Source organism: Glutamicibacter sp. NPDC087583 (assembly GCF_044743685.1).
Taxonomy (GTDB): domain Bacteria; phylum Actinomycetota; class Actinomycetes; order Actinomycetales; family Micrococcaceae; genus Glutamicibacter.
The window spans coordinates 1,065,243-1,081,512 of sequence record NZ_JBIUWY010000001.1 but is presented as its reverse complement, the minus strand read 5'-3'; the positions used below and the strand labels follow the sequence as shown (position 1 = coordinate 1,081,512).

Here is a 16,270-nt window from a genome sequence, read left to right as displayed (position 1 = left end):
GCTAGAATTGATCAGTTACCCATGGGCGCCGAGCCCGGATCTGAACGTCGAGGATGATGCCGTGCAGCTGTTGATCGCCGAAGACGACCACGCCGTCGCCCGCGCCCTGATCGATGCCGTGAGCGCCGCAGGCCATCAGGCCGAGCATGTCAGCCGCGGTGCTGACGCGCTATTGAAGCACCACAATGCACAGATGATCCTGCTGGATCTGGGCCTGCCGGATATGGATGGACTGGAAGTCCTGCGCAAACTGCGCCAAATCAGTGAAGTCCCCGTGGTCATCCTCTCGGCGCGCAATGACGAGCGGAGCGTTGTCCGGGGACTGCGCCAGGGCGCCGACGATTTCCTGGTCAAGCCCATCGGGCTGGCGGTCCTTCTGGCCCGCATCGATGCGGTGGCCCGCCGCGCCAAGGTCCAATCCAATGACAATGGCGGTGTGCTCATCGCCGGCGGACTGCGTGTGGACACCGGGAAGCACGAAGCAATTCTGAATGGACGGCACCTCCAACTGACCGCCAAGGAATTCGAGCTGCTGGCATTGCTGGCCCAGCATGACGGAGCGGTGGTAACCCGGGAGCAGATTCTTGATCGCTTGTGGGGCGACGCGTTCGTGGCGGTGTCGCGCTCCTTGGATGTGCACCTCACCGGTTTGCGCTCCAAGCTTGCTGCGCCCGGGATGATCGTGAACGTTCGCGGAGTCGGCTACCGGCTAGAGACGCCAAGCCCGTGAGGCTGCGCGTACTGGGGATCCTGGGCACGCTGCTGCTTGCAATCGTCGCCATCGTCAGCGCGATGCTGTTGCAGAGCGTCAGCCGTGATGCCACCGCTGAAGTCCAGTTGAACCGGTTATCGGCATTGAACCGCTTTGTCCAGCTTGCCGCCCATGCTGATCTGGCAAATGACATGTCGCTGCTCCAGCTGGAGATGGACACCTATAGCGACCTCTATGGCGAAGGGCTGCTGATCAATCTGGGCCAGCGGCAACTGGTCTCGGGCAGTATCGATCCTGCGGATCCCGAGGTCGCTGGCACCGTGCGCAATTCAGAGCTGAATCTGGGACTGGTCCAGATCCCGCCGATCGATCCTCTCTCGGATGCCACCGCCTTCCTCTCGCAGCCGTTCGGCAATTCTGCTCAAGTGCTCGGCTCTGTCACGATGCAAGTGAACTTGGAAACTGCACGCGCCAAGGTGCTGGAAAAGTCCAGCCTGCTGTGGCTTGTTGTCATTTCCATTGGCGCTGGACTCCTGCTCTTGGCCGACCGCCTGACCTTCTGGGTGCTCCGTCCGGTGCACCGGCTCAATGATGCCGTCAATGACATTGCGCGGCATCAGGCACCAGTTCTCCTCGAAGAGCAAGGCCCACCGGAACTGCGCCGACTATCGCGGTCGCTGGGCAGCATGGCCCGAACTATGGCCGAGAGCCTGAAGCAGCAGCAGGAGCTCATTGCTGAAACATCCCATCAGCTTCGGAACCCCGTTGCCGCCTTGCGGTTGCGCGTGGATCTTTTGAAGATGCGCATGGGCGACCAAGCGGATCCCGTCGGAGTGCACGCGGTGGAAAACGAACTGCATCGGGTGGAAACCCTGCTGGACGGCGTCATGCGCTTGGCCAGCGCCGAGCATCGGCTAGCCGAGCAAAATGCGGGGGAGTCCTTGCCCGAGACAGCCGTGCACGGCCAACAAGTCGACGTCGGGCAGATGCTCGCCGAGGAAGTCGAACGCCAATCCGAGGTTGCCCGGCAACGGGGAAACCAGCTGGTGCTCGATGGCAGCGCCACCTCGGGGCAGACCGCCATGGTGTGGTGCAACGGATTCGATTTGCAGCAGATGCTCGCGGAACTACTGGAAAACGCCTTCAAGTACGCCCCTGGCAGCAAGATCGTCCTGGGCCTGCGGCTCAACCCGGGAACTGCCAGCATCCAAATACAGGATCACGGAGCCGGCATGAACGCTGCTGAACTCGCGAATGCAGGCGAGCGGTTCTGGCGTGCAGAACGTGTGCGGCACAGTCCGGGAACAGGTTTGGGACTGGCTATCGTGGATCGCTTGGCGCGCGCGAATGCCGGTGAGCTCACGCTTGAATCGGCTCCGGGCGAAGGGCTCAAAGCAACGATCAGCCTGCCCCTGCATGGCAGCAAGCCCGAGGTGCCCGATGAATCCTGAGCCCATGCCGTCCCGGCGGAACTTGCTTCGATATCTCCTGGCAGCCCCAGTCGCCGCCGGACTGCCAGCACTGAATTCCTGCAGCTCGTTGCCCACTGCGCATCGATTGGATATCGCCTCCGGTGAAGACGGGGGCATGTACTTCCAATTTGCCTCCTTGCTCTCCAACGCCTTGGTGGACCACGGCGTCGCCGAGCATTCAGCAGCCCTCAATACCCAGGCCAGCGCCCAGAATCTGGCGATGCTCGCAGAAAACAAGGCCGGGCTGGCTCTTGCCCTGGCCGATACGGTGGACCAGTACCGGAAGGACAGCGCTCCACAAGCGCAGCCGCTGGCCCTGGGCCGCGTGTACCAGAACTATTTCCATTGCATCATCCGCACAGCAGCCGGGATTAGCTCGCTGCAGGATCTGGCAGGACGCACCATCGGCACCGGTGCGCCAGGGTCAGGTACGTGGGTGACCGGCCAGCGCATATTGCGGGCAGCGAAGCTGAAGAATCGCGGGATCGCGCCCAAGGAGCTGCAGTACGGGTACGCGGCAGGGCTGGAGGCGCTGGGCAAGGGAAGCATTGACGCGCTATTCCTTTTCGGCGGCCTGCCTGTTGCTTCGCTGAGCCGGCTCGCTTCAACCATGGACTTGGGCCTGCTCGATGTATCAGCGGTGCTGCCGCAGCTGCGCGAGCGGTACCCGGATCTCTACGACGGGGTAGTCATCCCGGAGGGAACCTACCGCGGAATCAAGGCCGTGGAGACGATCGGGGTTGGCAACCTGTTGATGGCGCGCGCGGACATGCCCGAGGAGCTGGCCGGAGCCGTCGTCAAGCTCCTGGTCGCCCACGCTGATCGGCTGGTGCCAGAATCCAGCGCCGGCATCCAGTTCTTGACCCCCGAAACCTTGGTCAGCACCGGAGGCCAGCCCCTGCACCCGGGCGCGAGGAAGGCCTACCAGGAACTTCACGGCTAGAAATTGCGCACGTGCGCACACGACGGTGAGGGCTTTGCCCACTAGTGTGTATTGCAAAGCACTGCTACGAGAGGATCATTGGCGATGTCCACTGCTGGCGACATTCCACTCATGGAAAATGAAGCCGTAGAGATCTGCAGGAAACTGATTCAGATCGACACGACGAACTATGGAGGCAACAAGGGCGCGGGGGAGCTTGACGCCGCCCGCTATGTCGCTGGGCTGCTCGAGGACGTCGGCCTGGAAGCCACGATCTATGAATCCGCTCCCGGGCGGGCCAACGTGGTCACCCGCATCCCGGGGGCCGATCCGTCATTGCCGGCCCTGGTCGTGCACGGCCACCTGGATGTCGTGCCGGCCATCGCCGAAGACTGGAGCGTGGATCCTTTCGGGGCCCAGATCATCGATGGGATGATCTGGGGACGCGGAGCGGTGGACATGAAGAACATGGACGCGATGATTATCGCCGCCATCCGCCACCTGCAACGCGAGAACATCACCCCGCGGCGCGATCTGGTCATCGCCTTCTTCGCCGATGAGGAAGCTGGCGGGGACTATGGTTCCGGCTGGATGGTGCAGAACCATCCCGAACTCTTCGCCGGGGCGGCCGAGGCCATTAGCGAAGTCGGCGGGTTCTCGGTCGAAATCAACGGCCGCCGGGCCTACATGCTGCAGACTGCGGAAAAGGGCATCGCCTGGCTGAAGCTGGAATCCAAGGGCATGGCCGGCCACGGCTCGCAGCTCAACACCGATAATGCGGTCACCCATCTGGCAGGAGCCGTCCATCGCATCGGTGAGCATCAATGGCCGCTGTCCTACACCAAAACCACTCGCGCATTGCTTGAGCAGGTGGCCGAGCTGTCCGGACTGGACTTCGATGAAGCCGATCCGGCCCCGCTGCTCTCGGCCATGGGCAATGTCTCGCGCTTCGTCGGGGCTGCCTTGCAGAACACCGCGAATCCCTCCGCCCTGGAGGCAGGCTACAAGCACAACGTCATTCCCGGGCAGGCCCAAGCGCTGATCGACTGCCGCACCCTGCCCGAGCAGCACGAAGCCACCTTGGAGACCCTGCGTGAACTGGCCGGGGAACACGTTGAGCTGTCCATGGTGCATGAGCAGGAATCCCTGGAGGTGCCCTTCGCCGGTGCGCTGGTGGATTCCATGATCGCGTCGTTGCTGGCTGAAGACCCGGATGCCGTGGTTCTGCCCTATATGCTTTCTGGCGGAACCGATAACAAATGGCTGGCCAAACTGGGGATCACCGGCTACGGATTCGCGCCGCTGCAACTTCCTGCCGAGCTGGATTTCACCGGAATGTTCCATGGCGTCGACGAACGCGTGCCGGTGGACTCCATCAAGTTCGGCGTGCGGGTGCTGCAAAACCTCTTGCAGGAATACTAGAACCAGCGTTGGCCCAGCCAGCACAACAGAATCCAGGAGCAGAATCCTTGACCATCGAATCCATACTGAGCGACGAGCTGCTTGAGCGTTTCCGGGACCGGGCCGCCGGCTATGACGAGTCGAACTCGTTCGCCATCGAAGACTTCAACGAACTGGTGGAACTGGGCTACCTCAAGGCGCTGGTGCCGGCAGAGCGCGGGGGACTGGGGTGGAACTTCGAGACCCTGGCCCTGGCCCAGCGCCGCCTGGCCACCGCGGCACCCGGCACGGCCCTGGCGATCAACATGCACCAGGTATGGGCGGGCGTCGCGTATTTGCTGCAGGCCCGCGGGGACCGGCGCCTGGATATGGTGGCCGATTGGATTGCCGAGGGCGAAGTGATGGCGTTCGGGATTTCGGAGCCCGGCAACGACGCGGTGCTCTTCGACTCGAAGACCAGGGCGAGAACTGCTGCCGATGGCTCGGTGGAGTTCAATGGCGTGAAGATCTTCACCTCGCTGGCGCCGGCGTTCACCCGATTGGGGGTGTTCGGCAAGGATGAGGAATCCGGGGAACTGGTTCACGGCTTCGTCGCCAGGGGCGAGGGCGTGCATTCCATGAACGACTGGAACACCCTGGGCATGCGGGCCAGCCAGTCGCACACCACGAAGCTGGAAAATGCGGTGGCCCCGCGCGAATGGGTGCATAGCCGGCTGCCGGCCGGTCCTAACCAGGACCCGCTGGTCTTCGGCATCTTCGCATCCTTCCTGACCCTGACCGCAAGCGTCTACGTGGGCATCGCAGATCGTGCGGTGACCCTGGCCCAGGAGGCCCTGGGCCAGCGGGTGCACCAGGACGGGACCCGGTATGCGCAGGATGTGCGTGCCCGCGGGCTCTTGGCCGAAGCGGCGATGCGCCTGCTGGCCCTGGATGCCCTGCAACGCTCGGTGGCCGGTGACCTGGAGGCCAAGGCGGATCACCAGAGCGCGTGGTTCCCCAAGCTGGTGACGCTGCGCACCTTGGCCGGGGGCACTGCACGGGAGAACATCCAGGTTGCCGGACAGCTGCTGGGCGGTGGCGGATATTTCCGGGGATCGGAGTTCGAACGGCTCTACCGCGACGTGCAGGCCAGCTGGTACCACCCGTCCAATGCCGCCTCGGCAGCCAATACGGTGGCCTCGTGGCTGGTAGGCCCGCTCGACAGCTGAGGCAAGGACCCGCGATTGCCGTGAGGGCCAATGGCGGGCATGGTGCCATGTGCCCTGTTGCCGGTTCAGGGAGCCAGGGTGCTGCGAATGCGCATCACCCGGCGGCGCAGCCAGTACTTTTGGGCGCCGCCTTCATAGCGGCAGGTGCGCATAAGCTCCCATTTGCCGTTATCGGCGTGCTCCCGCAGGGCGGCGCGGGCGACATGCTTTGGTTCGCCCGGGAAAGAAGTTATGACCAGGTATTCAAAGCGCTGGTCATCGGGATGATGCAGCGGTGGCTTAATTCTTTCTTCGAGCATCCTGCCCCCTATCTAAAGAACGCCGTGCGTTGTAGCCTCATGCTATGAGTACTGAACCGAGTTTTGCACTGCAAGCATTTATTGCACGCCTGGAGCAGCACCTGGCAATTGTGTCGCAGAGCCGCGGTGCTGGCGAGGCATCCGTCGACGCGGCTTTTGGCGCGCTGGCCGATGCCTTCGAAGACTATGAAGACGCCCTCTACGATCAGTATTCCGAGTTATTGCCCTTCACCATACCCTCGGATGATGCGTGAGTACGACCACGGAGTGAATTTTTCCTATTCCGTGTTTCTGAGTCCGGATAGTCGCAATCGGTGAAGTAATGTCGAGGGGTGAATTGGTTTGAAGCAGCTTTCCTAGGATTGATCCAGGGCCTGACCGAGTTCCTCCCGATCTCGTCCTCAGCCCACTTGCGTATCGTTGGCGAACTCCTGCCCAACGCCCAAGACCCCGGAGCGGCATTTACCGCCATTACCCAGCTGGGTACCGAAACCGCAGTGATCGTCTTCTTCTGGCGTGACATCGTGCGGATCATCGGCGCCTGGTGCAAGGCACTGGCCGGCAAGATCCCGCATTCGGATCCGGACGCCAAGATGGGCTGGCTGATCATTATCGGCTCCCTACCGATCGCGATCCTGGGCCTGCTGCTGGAAGACTACATCGATACGAACTTCCGTTCGCTGTGGATTGTTGCGACCACACTGGTGGTCTTCGGCCTGATCCTGGCCATCGCCGACCACTACGGCAAGCAGCAGCGCACCTTGGACAAGCTGACCGTCAAGCACGGCATCTTCTACGGTTTCGCCCAGGCCATGGCCTTGATTCCGGGCGTCTCGCGTTCGGGCGGCACCATCACCGCGGGTTTGCTCATGGGGTACACCCGTGAAGCCGCAGCCCGCTACTCGTTCCTGCTGGCGATCCCGGCGGTGTTCGCCTCGGGCCTGTACAAGCTGGTCAAGTCCTTCGACGAACCAGGTGTCTACACCCTGGCGCAGACCGGTGTCGCTACCGTCGTGGCCTTCGTCGTCGGCTTCCTGATTGTGGGCTGGTTCCTGAAGTTCGTTTCCACCCACTCCTACCGCTTCTTCGTCTGGTACCGCATCCTGCTGGGCCTGGCGCTGTTCGTCGCTCTGGGATTGGGCTGGATGGCCGCCTGATCCAGGTTTTCCAAGATGTCCGTGGACTGCTTCACGGGCATCTTGCAGTTAACGGGAATAAACCTCGCCTTGCTTCACTTGGAGTTAAAGGAAGAAATACGTCGCATCTGCGAAAGGATGTCCATAAGTGCACGCGTGGAATAACCCTGAGGTACCTCAGGTGGCTGGTTCAGCACCAACACTGGAACTTTTCAATACCGCCACCGGAGCCCGACAGGCCACTGCGCCAGCGGATGAAGCTATTGCGCCGGCCAGCATGTACGTTTGCGGTATCACCCCCTATGACGCCACCCATATGGGCCACGCCGCCACATATGTCACCTTCGACCTGGTGCAGCGCACCTGGCGCGATGCCGGTCGCACCGTGGCCTACACCCAGAACATCACCGACGTGGACGACCCGCTGCTCGAGCGCGCCGCAGCAACCAACGTCGATTGGCGCGAACTGGCCGAGTCGCAGATCCAGCTCTTCCGCGACGACATGGAAGCCCTGAACGTCATTCCGCCGCAGAACTACATCGGCGCGGTGGAATCCATCCACTGGCTGGTCCCGGTCGTCGAGCAGCTGCTCGATGCGGATCTGGCCTACCGTGTGCCGGCTGGTGCCGATGGGGTGGAAGGCGACGTGTACTTCGACACCCTGGCCGCCCAGAACGATGCCTGGAAACTGGGCGCCGTTTCGAACTACGACCGCGAGACCATGCTCGGCTTCTTCGCCGAACGCGGCGGGGATCCGGATCGTGCCGGCAAGCGCGATGCGCTGGACCCGCTGCTATGGCGTGCCGCCCGCGAGGGCGAGCCGTCATGGGATGGCGGCAAGCTCGGTGCCGGCCGCCCGGGCTGGCACATCGAATGCTCGGTGATTGCCCGCAAGACCCTGCCGGCCCCCTTCACTGTCCAGGGTGGCGGCTCGGACCTGATCTTCCCGCACCACGAATTCTCTGCGGCCCACGCAGCTGCTGGCGATAACGCGGAACTCGCGCAGACCTACGTGCACACCGGCATGGTGGGCCTGGACGGCGAAAAGATGAGCAAGTCCCTGGGCAACCTGGTGCTGGTTTCCAAACTGCGCGAAGCCGGCGTCGAGCCGGTAGCGATCCGCGCCGTACTGCTCTCCCAGCACTACCGCAGCGACTGGTTCTGGACCGAGCAATTGCTGGCCGCAGCCCAGCAGCGGGTGGCTGCCTGGCGCCAGGCCTTGGCCACCACCAGCAACGAGGACGCAGCCAAGGTAGTGGAAAGCATCCGCAAGCACATGGCCGATGACATCGATGCGCCCTCCGCGCTGGAGGCACTCGACCGGTGGGCGGCGCAGCCGGCCGGGTCGAATGGCGACGGCGCCGAAGCGTTGCGCCACGGCATCGACGCGCTGCTGGGGCTCAAGCTCTAGGCAGCACCGCGCCAAGCATCCCGGGGTCCGGCTTCAGATATCGAAGTCGGACCCCGGGCTGTCTTTGCGGTACTTTCCCCGGCGGCGCAGATAGCGCTCGAATTCCCGGGCAATGGACTCGCCGCTGGCCTCGGGAAGCTCGCTGGTGTCCGTTGCCTGCTCCAGCTGTTCAACGTACTTGGCCACATCCGGATCCGCTGCCGCGAGCTCATCGACCCCGTGCTTCCAGGCCAGCGCATCCTCGCGCAGTTTCTGGTCCGGCACGGAGACCGGGATGACTTCCTCCAGCAGCTCGATGATGGCCAGTTGCACCCGCGGGCTGGGGGACTGCGCAACATAGTGGGAGAGCTGAGCCCAAAGCGACAGGCTCGGGATCCCGTACCGTTCGAACTCCACGCCGAGCACCGAGGGGATTCCGGTGGGCCCCTCGTAGGTGGAGGCGCTGATCCTCAAGTGCTCCTGGAACCGCGGATCGTCGCTGGCCAGCGAGGTCGGCACCGGCCGGGTATGCGGCACATCAGCCAGCAAGGCGCCCAGGGCGAGCACGGCATGGGCATTGTGGGATTGGGCCACCTTGATGATCCGCGAGCAGAAGGTCTGCCATTTGAACGTCGGCTCGACACCCAGCACCACCAGCAGGTCGGCGGCCGCCTGGGGCAAATGGATCTTGAAGATCTCGGTGCACGGCCAGTCCACTACGCGCCCGCTCCCGGTGCGCCGGGTCTTGGGCCGGGTGAACTGGTAGTCGTAGAAATCGTCCTCGCCCACGGTGGCCACATGCTCATGGGCGTTGGACTCGAGCAGCAGGCGGACGGCGTCCGTGGCCGCCGAACCGGCGTCGTTCCACCCCTCGAAGGCAGCCAAGACGATGGTGGGGCGAATCTCATGCTGGGTCTTGGCAATATAGCTATTCAGCGTCGGGGCGTGGTATTCCTCGTTCATTGAAGACTCCTTGGCAGCACTCGATGCTCTCGGCGTGGCTCGCCGAAGCGGCTTAGCCCCACTCTTCCATCTAGAATGGACTCATGCCAAGCACCAGTTTTGACTTTGCCGCCGGAACCGAGCCCGCAACCCCGCAAGCTGTCCTGTGGGATATGGACGGTACGCTGATCGACACCGAACCCTATTGGCTGGCTGCCGAAGCTGAGCTGGTGGCTTCCCATGGCGGCTCATGGAGCCATGAACAAGGCCTGGCCCTGGTCGGCAACGCCTTGCCAGATGGCGCCCGGGCCCTGCAGCAGGCCGGGGTCAAGCTGGAGATCCGCGAGATCATCGACTGGCTCTCTGCCCGGGTGGTTGCCGGCATCCGCCGCGAGATCCCTTGGCGGCCAGGAGCCCGCGAATTGCTCGCGGCGTGCAAGCAGGCAGGCATCCCGCAGGCCCTGGTGACCATGTCCGAGCGCAGCATCGTCGATGAACTGATGCTCAGCATCCCCGAAGGCACCTTCCAGGCCAGCGTTACCGGTGAAGAGGTCGCCAACGGCAAGCCGCACCCGGAACCTTATCTGGCTGGACTGCAGCTGCTTGGCCAGTGCACCGGGAAAGAACTGGAAGCAGCCAGGTGCATTGGTTTCGAGGATTCCGTGCCGGGCATCGCCTCGGCGTCCGCGGCCGGGCTGCATGCGGTGCTGGTCCCCAACGCCACCGACCCGGGCGAAGGCAATTGGCGCCGGATCGACAGCTTGGCATCCGTGGACGTACATGAAATGACTCGATGGTTGGTGCAGGTTAGCGCGTGAGCGACACTCAGGAAAAGTCCCCTGGAATCAAGCTGGGGCGTATCGGCGGCGTCCCGGTCTACCTCTCCAGCTCGTGGTTCATCATCACCGCGGTCATCACCTTCAGCGTTGGCATCCAGCTTTCGCGCGGCGGAATCATCCCGCCGCTGAACGCCTACCTGATGGGCCTGGCCTGCGCGGTGGCTATTGCCGTGGCCGTGCTGATCCATGAGGTCGCGCACGCGATGACCGCGCGCGCCTTCAAGTGGCCCGATGCGCACATCGTGTTGACGCTGATGGGCGGGCACACCCAGTTCGGTTCCTTCAAGGCCAAGCCCGGCGCCTCGCTCTGGGTGGCACTCTCCGGACCGCTGTCGAATTTCCTGCTGGCCGGAATCGGCTGGCTGGTGATCGAGAACGCGGCCATGGGCGTGTACCCGAACCTGCTACTGGACTTCTTCGTCTATGCCAACCTGCTGCTCGGCGCCTTCAACGCGCTGCCCGGGCTTCCGCTCGATGGCGGGCGGCTGGTCGAATCGATCGTCTGGAAGGCCACCGGATCCCAGTTCAAGGGCACCATCGCCTCGAGCTGGGTGGGCCGGGCAATCGCCGTGGGCCTGGTCTTCTACTTCGTGATCTATCCTCTGGTACGCGGCGAGCAGCCCCAGATCATCACGGTGGTGGTCGGCATCATGGTGGCGATGTTCATGTGGCAAGCCACCACGCAGCTGATTGCGCACTCCAAGATGATGCTGAACCTGCCCACCGTGATCGCCACCGACTTGATGCGCCCGGCTTCGGCCATGGTTTCGCACGCAACCGTAGCCGACGTGCTCTCCCGCCAGAACGCTCGCGGGGGAGAGATCATCCTAGTCGACCCGAAAGGGATGCCGGTCGGGGTCATCGATGCGCAGGCACTGTCCCGGGTGGGCCCGAACCAGGCGGCCCAGGTTCCGGCCTTGGCCGTGTCCCGTGCCCTGGGCCAGGGCGCGATCGTGGCCGAGGATTCCGATGGCCGCGCACTGATCGACTACCTGGCCAGCGTGGACAGCGCCGAATACGCGGTGATCAGCGCCACCGGGCAGGTGGTGGGCCTGCTGCACCAGCGGCAGATCGTCAACGCCGTCACCGGACGCCGCAAGTAAACTCTATACAGACTGAAAAGCACCAAGAAAAGGATCACATCAGTGAGCGAAGCTAAGAGCCAGGCGCCGCACGGCGCGGCAGCCCGTCGCGGCCCCTTCCGTGTCGGCGACCGCGTGCAGCTGACCGACGAGAAACGCCGGATCAACACCATCACCCTGCAGCACGGTGGAGAGTTCCACACGCACAAGGGCGTGCTGCCGCACGAGGCCATCATCGGCCTGCCCGAAGGCTCGGTCATCGAGAATATCGACGGCTTCCGCTACCAGGCCCTGCGCCCGCTGGCCAAGGATTTCGTGCTCTCCATGCCGCGCGGCGCCACCGTGGTCTACCCGAAGGATGCCGCGCAGATCGTGCAGTTCGGCGACATCTTCCCGGGCGCACGCGTCGTCGAAGCCGGCGTCGGTTCCGGCGCGCTGTCCATCTCGCTGCTGCGCGCGGTCGGCGATGAGGGCTTCCTGCACTCCTTCGAGCGACGCGAGGAATTCGCCGATATCGCCCGCGGCAACATCTCCACCGTCTTCGGTGGCGAGCACCCCTCGTGGCAGATCTCCATCGGCGACTTCCAGGACAGGGTCGTCGAGCTGGAAGCACCGGGCAGCATCGACCGCGTGGTCCTGGACATGCTCAGCCCCTGGGAATGCCTGGATGCGGTAGCTACCGTGCTGGCGCCGGGCGGCGTGTGGACCAACTACGTGTCCTCGGTGACCCAGATGTCCCGCGTGGTCGAGGCAATCCGTGCTTCGGGCCAGTTCACCGAGCCAGAGTGCTTCGAAACCCTGGTGCGCGGCTGGCACGTCGACGGCCTGGCTGTCCGCCCGGATCACCGGATGGTGGCGCACACCGCATTCCTGATCACCTGCCGCCGTCTGGCCGATTCCGCCGATGGCATCCCGAAGGCCAAGCGCATCAAGGAGCACTCGTACTCCGATGAGGACCTGAGCGCATGGACGCGCGATCACGCCGAGGGCGAGTGGACCGCTGAAGCACTGGGCGAGCGCGGCTTGTCTGATAAGAAGCTGCGCCGGGCCGCCCGCGATGCCAACCAGTCCGTGCGCGTGCGTGCCGCTGAAGAAGGCGCCGAAGGCGCTGGCGGCGAAGCCTGAGCTGCAACCATATATTGAGACATTGCGTCTCATTATGTGACATTGGGCCCCGAGTGTTCTGCACTCGGGGCCTTCAGTTCCTAGGATGGAAGCAAGACGGTGCGCCAAGCACCGGAAAAAACCTCATCAGGGCGCACGAACCGCCCCGGTGACGTTGGATGTTGGAGGTTGGAACGTGAACGATAATCGCGAGGCAGAACAATTGGCCGAGCGGCTGCAGATGACCGAACGCCAGGTCAACGTGCTGCGCGACAAGAATCGCAACCTCGACAAGCAACTCGCCGGGATCAGCGGCAATAACAAGCGCCTGGTGGCCCTGCTGGAAACCACCCGCGAGCAGATCATCAACCTGAAGTCGGCGCTGGAAAAGGACGGGGACACTCCCTTCAGCCACGGCACCATCGTGGCCAAGCACCCGCGCAAGCACCCCGAACCCGGGCTCGGCATCGAATCCACCGGCGCCCAGTCCGCAGATGTCATCTACTCCGGGCGCAAGATGCGCGTGGCCGTCAGCCCGCTGATGGATTTCGACAAGCTGGTCATCGGCCAGCAGGTGCTGCTCAATGAAGCACTGGTGATCGTCGCGGCCCTGGGATTCGAGGAGACCGGTGAACTGGTCACGGTCAAGGAACTGCTGGAAAATCACCACGCCGTAGTCATGGCCCGTGCCGATGACCAGCGCGTCGTTGAACTCGCTGGCCCGCTGCGCGAGATGCACCTGCGCGTGGGCGACCAGCTGGCCATCGATTCGCGTTCGGGCATGGCGGTATCCCGCGTCCAGCTCACCGACATGCAGTCCCTGGTGCTCGAGGAAGTCCCGGACATTGCCTACTCGGACATTGGCGGGCTGAACTCGCAGATCGAAGCCATCAAGGACTCGGTGGAGCTGCCCTTCACCCACCCTGAGCTGTACCGCGAACACGGGTTGAGCGCGCCAAAGGGGATCCTGCTCTACGGTCCTCCGGGCTGCGGCAAGACCCTGATCGCCAAGGCGGTGGCGCACTCCCTGGCCCAGCGCGTCGTCGAGCGCAAGGAAGGGGCCAGCAACCGCAGCTACTTCCTGAACATCAAGGGTCCGGAGCTGCTGGACAAGTACGTGGGCGAAACCGAGCGGCACATCCGCCTGATCTTCGCCCGCGCCCGGGAGAAGGCGCTGCATGGAGATCCGGTGGTGGTGTTCTTCGACGAGATGGAAGCGCTGTTCCGTACCCGCGGCACCGGTGTCTCCTCGGATGTGGAAACCACCATCGTGCCGCAGCTGCTGGCCGAAATTGACGGCGTCGAGCGCCTGGATAACGTGATTGTCATCGGCGCGTCCAACCGCGAGGACATGATCGACCCGGCGATCCTGCGTCCGGGACGCCTGGATGTCAAGATCAAGATCCGCCGTCCCGATGCCGAGGGCGCCACAGAAATCTTCAGCAAGTACCTGACGACCGAACTGCCGCTGCACGCCGATGAGCTCGATGCCGATGCCGGGGATGCCGGCGCCACCATAGCGCGCATGATCCGCGGAGCCGTCCAGGCAATGTACTCCACCGAGCGGATCAACGAATTCCTCGAAGTCACCTATGTTACCGGTGCCACCGAAGTGCTCTACTTCAAGGACTTCGCCTCGGGCGCGGTCATCCACAACATCGTGGACCGCGCCAAGAAGCATGCCATCAAGGCGCTGATTACGCAGAACGAACGCGGACTGAAAATGGAGTACCTGCTGCGTGCGGTGCGCGAAGAGTTCGCCGAGCACGAAGACATGCCCAACACCACCAACCCCGATGATTGGGCCCGAATTTCCGGCCGCAAGGGCGAGCGGATCAGCAACATCCGTTCCCTGGTCCAGCAGCAGGCCGGCAAATGAGCGCACGTCGGCTGGTCGGCCTGGAAACCGAATACGGAATTATCCGCCCGAACATGCCCAAGGCCAACGCCACGGTGCTTTCGGCGCAGATCGTTGACGCCTACGCGCAATTGGTCGCCGAGCAGGATTCGGCGGCCAAGGCAGCACGCTGGGACTACAGCGACGAATCCCCGCTGCAAGATGCGCGCGGATTCGCCATGGACCGGGCCCAAGCGCATCCGAGCCAGCTGACCGACCTGGAGCCGGGGCTGGACGACGAGGGCATCTGGACCGCCGAATCCATTGCGCTGGATGGCAACGACGCGCATCTGGGTTCAACGCTCTACCAGGAGAAGGAATCCACGGATGTCGTGATGAACATGGTCCTGGGCAACGGCGCACGCCTGTACGTCGACCACGCCCACCCGGAATACTCCAGCCCCGAATCGATGACCCCGCGTGATGCGGTGCTCTGGGACCAAGCCGGCGATGAAGTGATGCGCCGCGCCGCGGCCGCCGCCCAGCGCATGGGCAGCGGGGAACTGCTGCTGTACAAGAACAACACCGATAACAAGTCGGTCTCCTACGGCTCGCATGAGAACTACCTGATGCCGCGCGGCATCGAGTTCTCTTCGATTGTCCGCGGGCTCACCCCGTTCTTTGCCAGCAGGCAGATCTTCTGCGGTGCCGGCCGGGTGGGCCAGGGCATGCTCAACGAGCGCGCCGCCTTCCAGGTCTCCCAGCGTGCCGACTTCTTCGAGGCGGAAGTGGGCCTGGAAACCACGATCAACCGCCCGATCATCAACACCCGCGATGAACCGCACGCGAACTGGGACAAGTACCGCCGCCTGCACGTGATCATCGGGGATGCGAACCTCGGGCAGATCTCCACCCTGCTGCGCGTGGGCACCACCAACTTGGTACTCTCGCTGATCGAAGCGGGGATGGCCCCGCAGCTGGAACTGGTCGAGCCGGTCCTGGCCTTGCAGCAAATCAGCCACGACCCCACCCTGAAGGCCAAGGTGCGGTTGCGCGGCGGGGTCCAGCTCACCGCCATTGAAATCCAGCGCCATTACCTGCATGCGGCAGAAAACTACTGTGCGGCACGCGGCATTGATGATCCGGACACCACCGAGATCCTCAGCCGTTGGGCGCAGATCCTGGAGTTGCTCGAGCGCGACCCGATGGACGCGGCAGACCAGATTGACTGGATCGCCAAATACCAGCTGGTCAACGGCTTCGCCCAGCGCCACCAGCTTGAGCTGTCCGATCCACGCGTGGCGATGCTGGACCTGCAATGGGCTGATTTGCGGACCGACAAGGGCTTGTACTACCGCATGGCCGAACGCGGGGCCATCCAGAGGATCTTCAGCCAGCAGGAGATCAACCAAGCCGTGGCCAGCCCGCCGGAAGATACCCGGGCCTACCTGCGCGGCATGACCCTGCAGCGCTATGCGCCCTACGTGGTCGCAGCGAACTGGGATGCGTTGTCCTTCGCCGTCCCCGGGGCGCGCAAGATCAGCCGCTTCCACATGCCCGAACCGCTGGGCGGAACCCGTGCGCAGGTTGGCGAGCTGTTCGACACGCAGCTGGAGATTGCGGAATTTATCGACGAATTGGCCAGGCGTCGCTAATCGGCGCAGAATAGGTATGAGTCTCGGCGCGTAATTCCGGGATTCACGACGACTTAGGAGAAAACGATGACTCAGGAAAGCTTCTCGGCCCGCCGCAGCACCCAGAACCAGCAGGCCGAAACGGAACAGGTCCAGGTGAACACCACCGGCCAGTCCGCCGGCGTGGATGACCTGCTGGACGAGATCGACTCGGTGCTGGAATCCAACGCTGAAGAGTTCGTCCGCGGATTCGTGCAAAAGGGCGGCCAGTAAGCCCCAACGGGCACACAGC

Annotated in this window: 16 protein-coding genes; 14 read left to right on the top strand and 2 right to left on the bottom strand. The window is 63.5% G+C overall.

Annotated elements, in window-relative coordinates; genetic code table 11:
• The first annotated feature begins 61 nt into the window (after nt 1-61).
• The 5 genes from ACIOU9_RS05140 to ACIOU9_RS05120 all read left to right on the top strand — a co-directional run bounded on the left by ACIOU9_RS05140 (nt 62) and on the right by ACIOU9_RS05120 (nt 5,715).
• The gene (locus ACIOU9_RS05140) at nt 62-730 is read left to right on the top strand and encodes a response regulator transcription factor (protein WP_105661563.1); all 669 of its coding nucleotides are present in this window, start codon (nt 62-64) and stop codon (nt 728-730) included.
• On the top strand, nt 727-2,163 hold the full coding sequence (locus ACIOU9_RS05135) for an ATP-binding protein (protein ID WP_402696185.1): 1,437 nt from the start codon (nt 727-729) through the stop codon (nt 2,161-2,163). Before ACIOU9_RS05140 ends, ACIOU9_RS05135 begins: the two co-directional genes overlap by 4 nt.
• A gap of 4 nt (nt 2,164-2,167) precedes the next feature.
• Complete coding sequence (locus ACIOU9_RS05130) at nt 2,168-3,127, top strand: TAXI family TRAP transporter solute-binding subunit (protein WP_219844343.1); 960 nt, start codon at nt 2,168-2,170, stop codon at nt 3,125-3,127.
• Between the two features lie 84 nt (nt 3,128-3,211).
• Nucleotides 3,212-4,528 carry a M20/M25/M40 family metallo-hydrolase gene (locus ACIOU9_RS05125; protein ID WP_402696184.1) on the top strand — a complete coding sequence of 439 codons (1,317 nt, stop codon included), beginning with the start codon at nt 3,212-3,214 and terminating at the stop codon, nt 4,526-4,528.
• Nucleotides 4,529-4,575: 47 nt separating this feature from the next.
• On the top strand, nt 4,576-5,715 hold the full coding sequence (locus ACIOU9_RS05120) for an acyl-CoA dehydrogenase family protein (protein ID WP_105657868.1): 1,140 nt from the start codon (nt 4,576-4,578) through the stop codon (nt 5,713-5,715).
• A gap of 65 nt (nt 5,716-5,780) precedes the next feature.
• Here the strand turns inward: ACIOU9_RS05120 and ACIOU9_RS05115 are convergent, their stop codons facing one another.
• Complete coding sequence (locus tag ACIOU9_RS05115) at nt 5,781-6,014, bottom strand: DUF5703 family protein (protein WP_105657828.1); 234 nt, start codon at nt 6,012-6,014, stop codon at nt 5,781-5,783.
• Between the two features lie 44 nt (nt 6,015-6,058).
• On the opposite strand from ACIOU9_RS05115, the gene ACIOU9_RS05110 reads away from it, so the two are divergent.
• The 3 genes from ACIOU9_RS05110 (at nt 6,059) to mshC (ending at nt 8,561) form a co-directional block, all read left to right on the top strand.
• Nucleotides 6,059-6,268, top strand: coding sequence for a hypothetical protein (locus ACIOU9_RS05110; RefSeq protein ID WP_105657829.1), 210 nt, complete (start codon nt 6,059-6,061; stop codon nt 6,266-6,268).
• A gap of 78 nt (nt 6,269-6,346) precedes the next feature.
• Nucleotides 6,347-7,171 (top strand): undecaprenyl-diphosphate phosphatase, encoded by an 825-nt coding sequence (locus ACIOU9_RS05105; protein WP_105657830.1) that lies wholly within the window; start codon nt 6,347-6,349, stop codon nt 7,169-7,171.
• 127 nt (nt 7,172-7,298) lie between these two features.
• Complete coding sequence (gene mshC / locus ACIOU9_RS05100; protein WP_105657831.1) at nt 7,299-8,561, top strand: cysteine--1-D-myo-inosityl 2-amino-2-deoxy-alpha-D-glucopyranoside ligase; 1,263 nt, start codon at nt 7,299-7,301, stop codon at nt 8,559-8,561.
• 33 nt (nt 8,562-8,594) lie between these two features.
• Here the strand turns inward: mshC and ACIOU9_RS05095 are convergent, their stop codons facing one another.
• Nucleotides 8,595-9,503, bottom strand: coding sequence for a PAC2 family protein (locus ACIOU9_RS05095; RefSeq protein ID WP_105657832.1), 909 nt, complete (start codon nt 9,501-9,503; stop codon nt 8,595-8,597).
• Nucleotides 9,504-9,586: 83 nt separating this feature from the next.
• Between ACIOU9_RS05095 and ACIOU9_RS05090 the strand changes: the two genes are divergently transcribed.
• The 6 genes from ACIOU9_RS05090 (at nt 9,587) to ACIOU9_RS05065 (ending at nt 16,251) form a co-directional block, all read left to right on the top strand.
• Complete coding sequence (locus ACIOU9_RS05090) at nt 9,587-10,300, top strand: HAD family phosphatase (protein ID WP_105657833.1); 714 nt, start codon at nt 9,587-9,589, stop codon at nt 10,298-10,300.
• A complete protein-coding gene (locus ACIOU9_RS05085) occupies nt 10,297-11,424 on the top strand; it encodes a site-2 protease family protein (protein WP_105657834.1) in 1,128 nt (375 codons plus the stop codon). Before ACIOU9_RS05090 ends, ACIOU9_RS05085 begins: the two co-directional genes overlap by 4 nt.
• A 42-nt stretch (nt 11,425-11,466) precedes the next feature.
• The gene (locus ACIOU9_RS05080) at nt 11,467-12,528 is read left to right on the top strand and encodes a tRNA (adenine-N1)-methyltransferase (RefSeq protein WP_105657835.1); all 1,062 of its coding nucleotides are present in this window, start codon (nt 11,467-11,469) and stop codon (nt 12,526-12,528) included.
• A 220-nt stretch (nt 12,529-12,748) separates the two neighbouring features.
• Nucleotides 12,749-14,386, top strand: coding sequence for a proteasome ATPase (gene arc, locus ACIOU9_RS05075; RefSeq protein WP_166650701.1), 1,638 nt, complete (start codon nt 12,749-12,751; stop codon nt 14,384-14,386).
• Nucleotides 14,383-15,999 carry a depupylase/deamidase Dop gene (gene dop, locus ACIOU9_RS05070; RefSeq protein ID WP_105657837.1) on the top strand — a complete coding sequence of 539 codons (1,617 nt, stop codon included), beginning with the start codon at nt 14,383-14,385 and terminating at the stop codon, nt 15,997-15,999. The genes arc and dop overlap by 4 nt, the downstream gene beginning before the upstream one ends.
• A 66-nt stretch (nt 16,000-16,065) precedes the next feature.
• Nucleotides 16,066-16,251 carry a ubiquitin-like protein Pup gene (locus ACIOU9_RS05065; protein WP_105657838.1) on the top strand — a complete coding sequence of 62 codons (186 nt, stop codon included), beginning with the start codon at nt 16,066-16,068 and terminating at the stop codon, nt 16,249-16,251.
• The last annotated feature ends 19 nt before the right edge of the window (nt 16,252-16,270 follow it).

Bases quoted from the DNA above. Each gene is read 5' to 3' on its own strand.
- arc (WP_166650701.1), top strand. From the start codon at position 12,749: ATGACCGAACGCCAGGTCAACGTGCTGCGCGACAAGAATCGCAACCTC.
- dop (WP_105657837.1), top strand. From the start codon at position 14,383: ATGAGCGCACGTCGGCTGGTCGGCCTGGAAACCGAATACGGAATTATC.
- ACIOU9_RS05095 (WP_105657832.1), bottom strand. From the start codon at position 9,503: ATGAACGAGGAATACCACGCCCCGACGCTGAATAGCTATATTGCCAAG.
- ACIOU9_RS05130 (WP_219844343.1), top strand. From the start codon at position 2,168: ATGCCGTCCCGGCGGAACTTGCTTCGATATCTCCTGGCAGCCCCAGTC.
- ACIOU9_RS05090 (WP_105657833.1), top strand. From the start codon at position 9,587: ATGCCAAGCACCAGTTTTGACTTTGCCGCCGGAACCGAGCCCGCAACC.
- ACIOU9_RS05065 (WP_105657838.1), top strand. From the start codon at position 16,066: ATGACTCAGGAAAGCTTCTCGGCCCGCCGCAGCACCCAGAACCAGCAG.
- ACIOU9_RS05115 (WP_105657828.1), bottom strand. From the start codon at position 6,014: ATGCTCGAAGAAAGAATTAAGCCACCGCTGCATCATCCCGATGACCAG.
- ACIOU9_RS05110 (WP_105657829.1), top strand. From the start codon at position 6,059: ATGAGTACTGAACCGAGTTTTGCACTGCAAGCATTTATTGCACGCCTG.
- ACIOU9_RS05125 (WP_402696184.1), top strand. From the start codon at position 3,212: ATGTCCACTGCTGGCGACATTCCACTCATGGAAAATGAAGCCGTAGAG.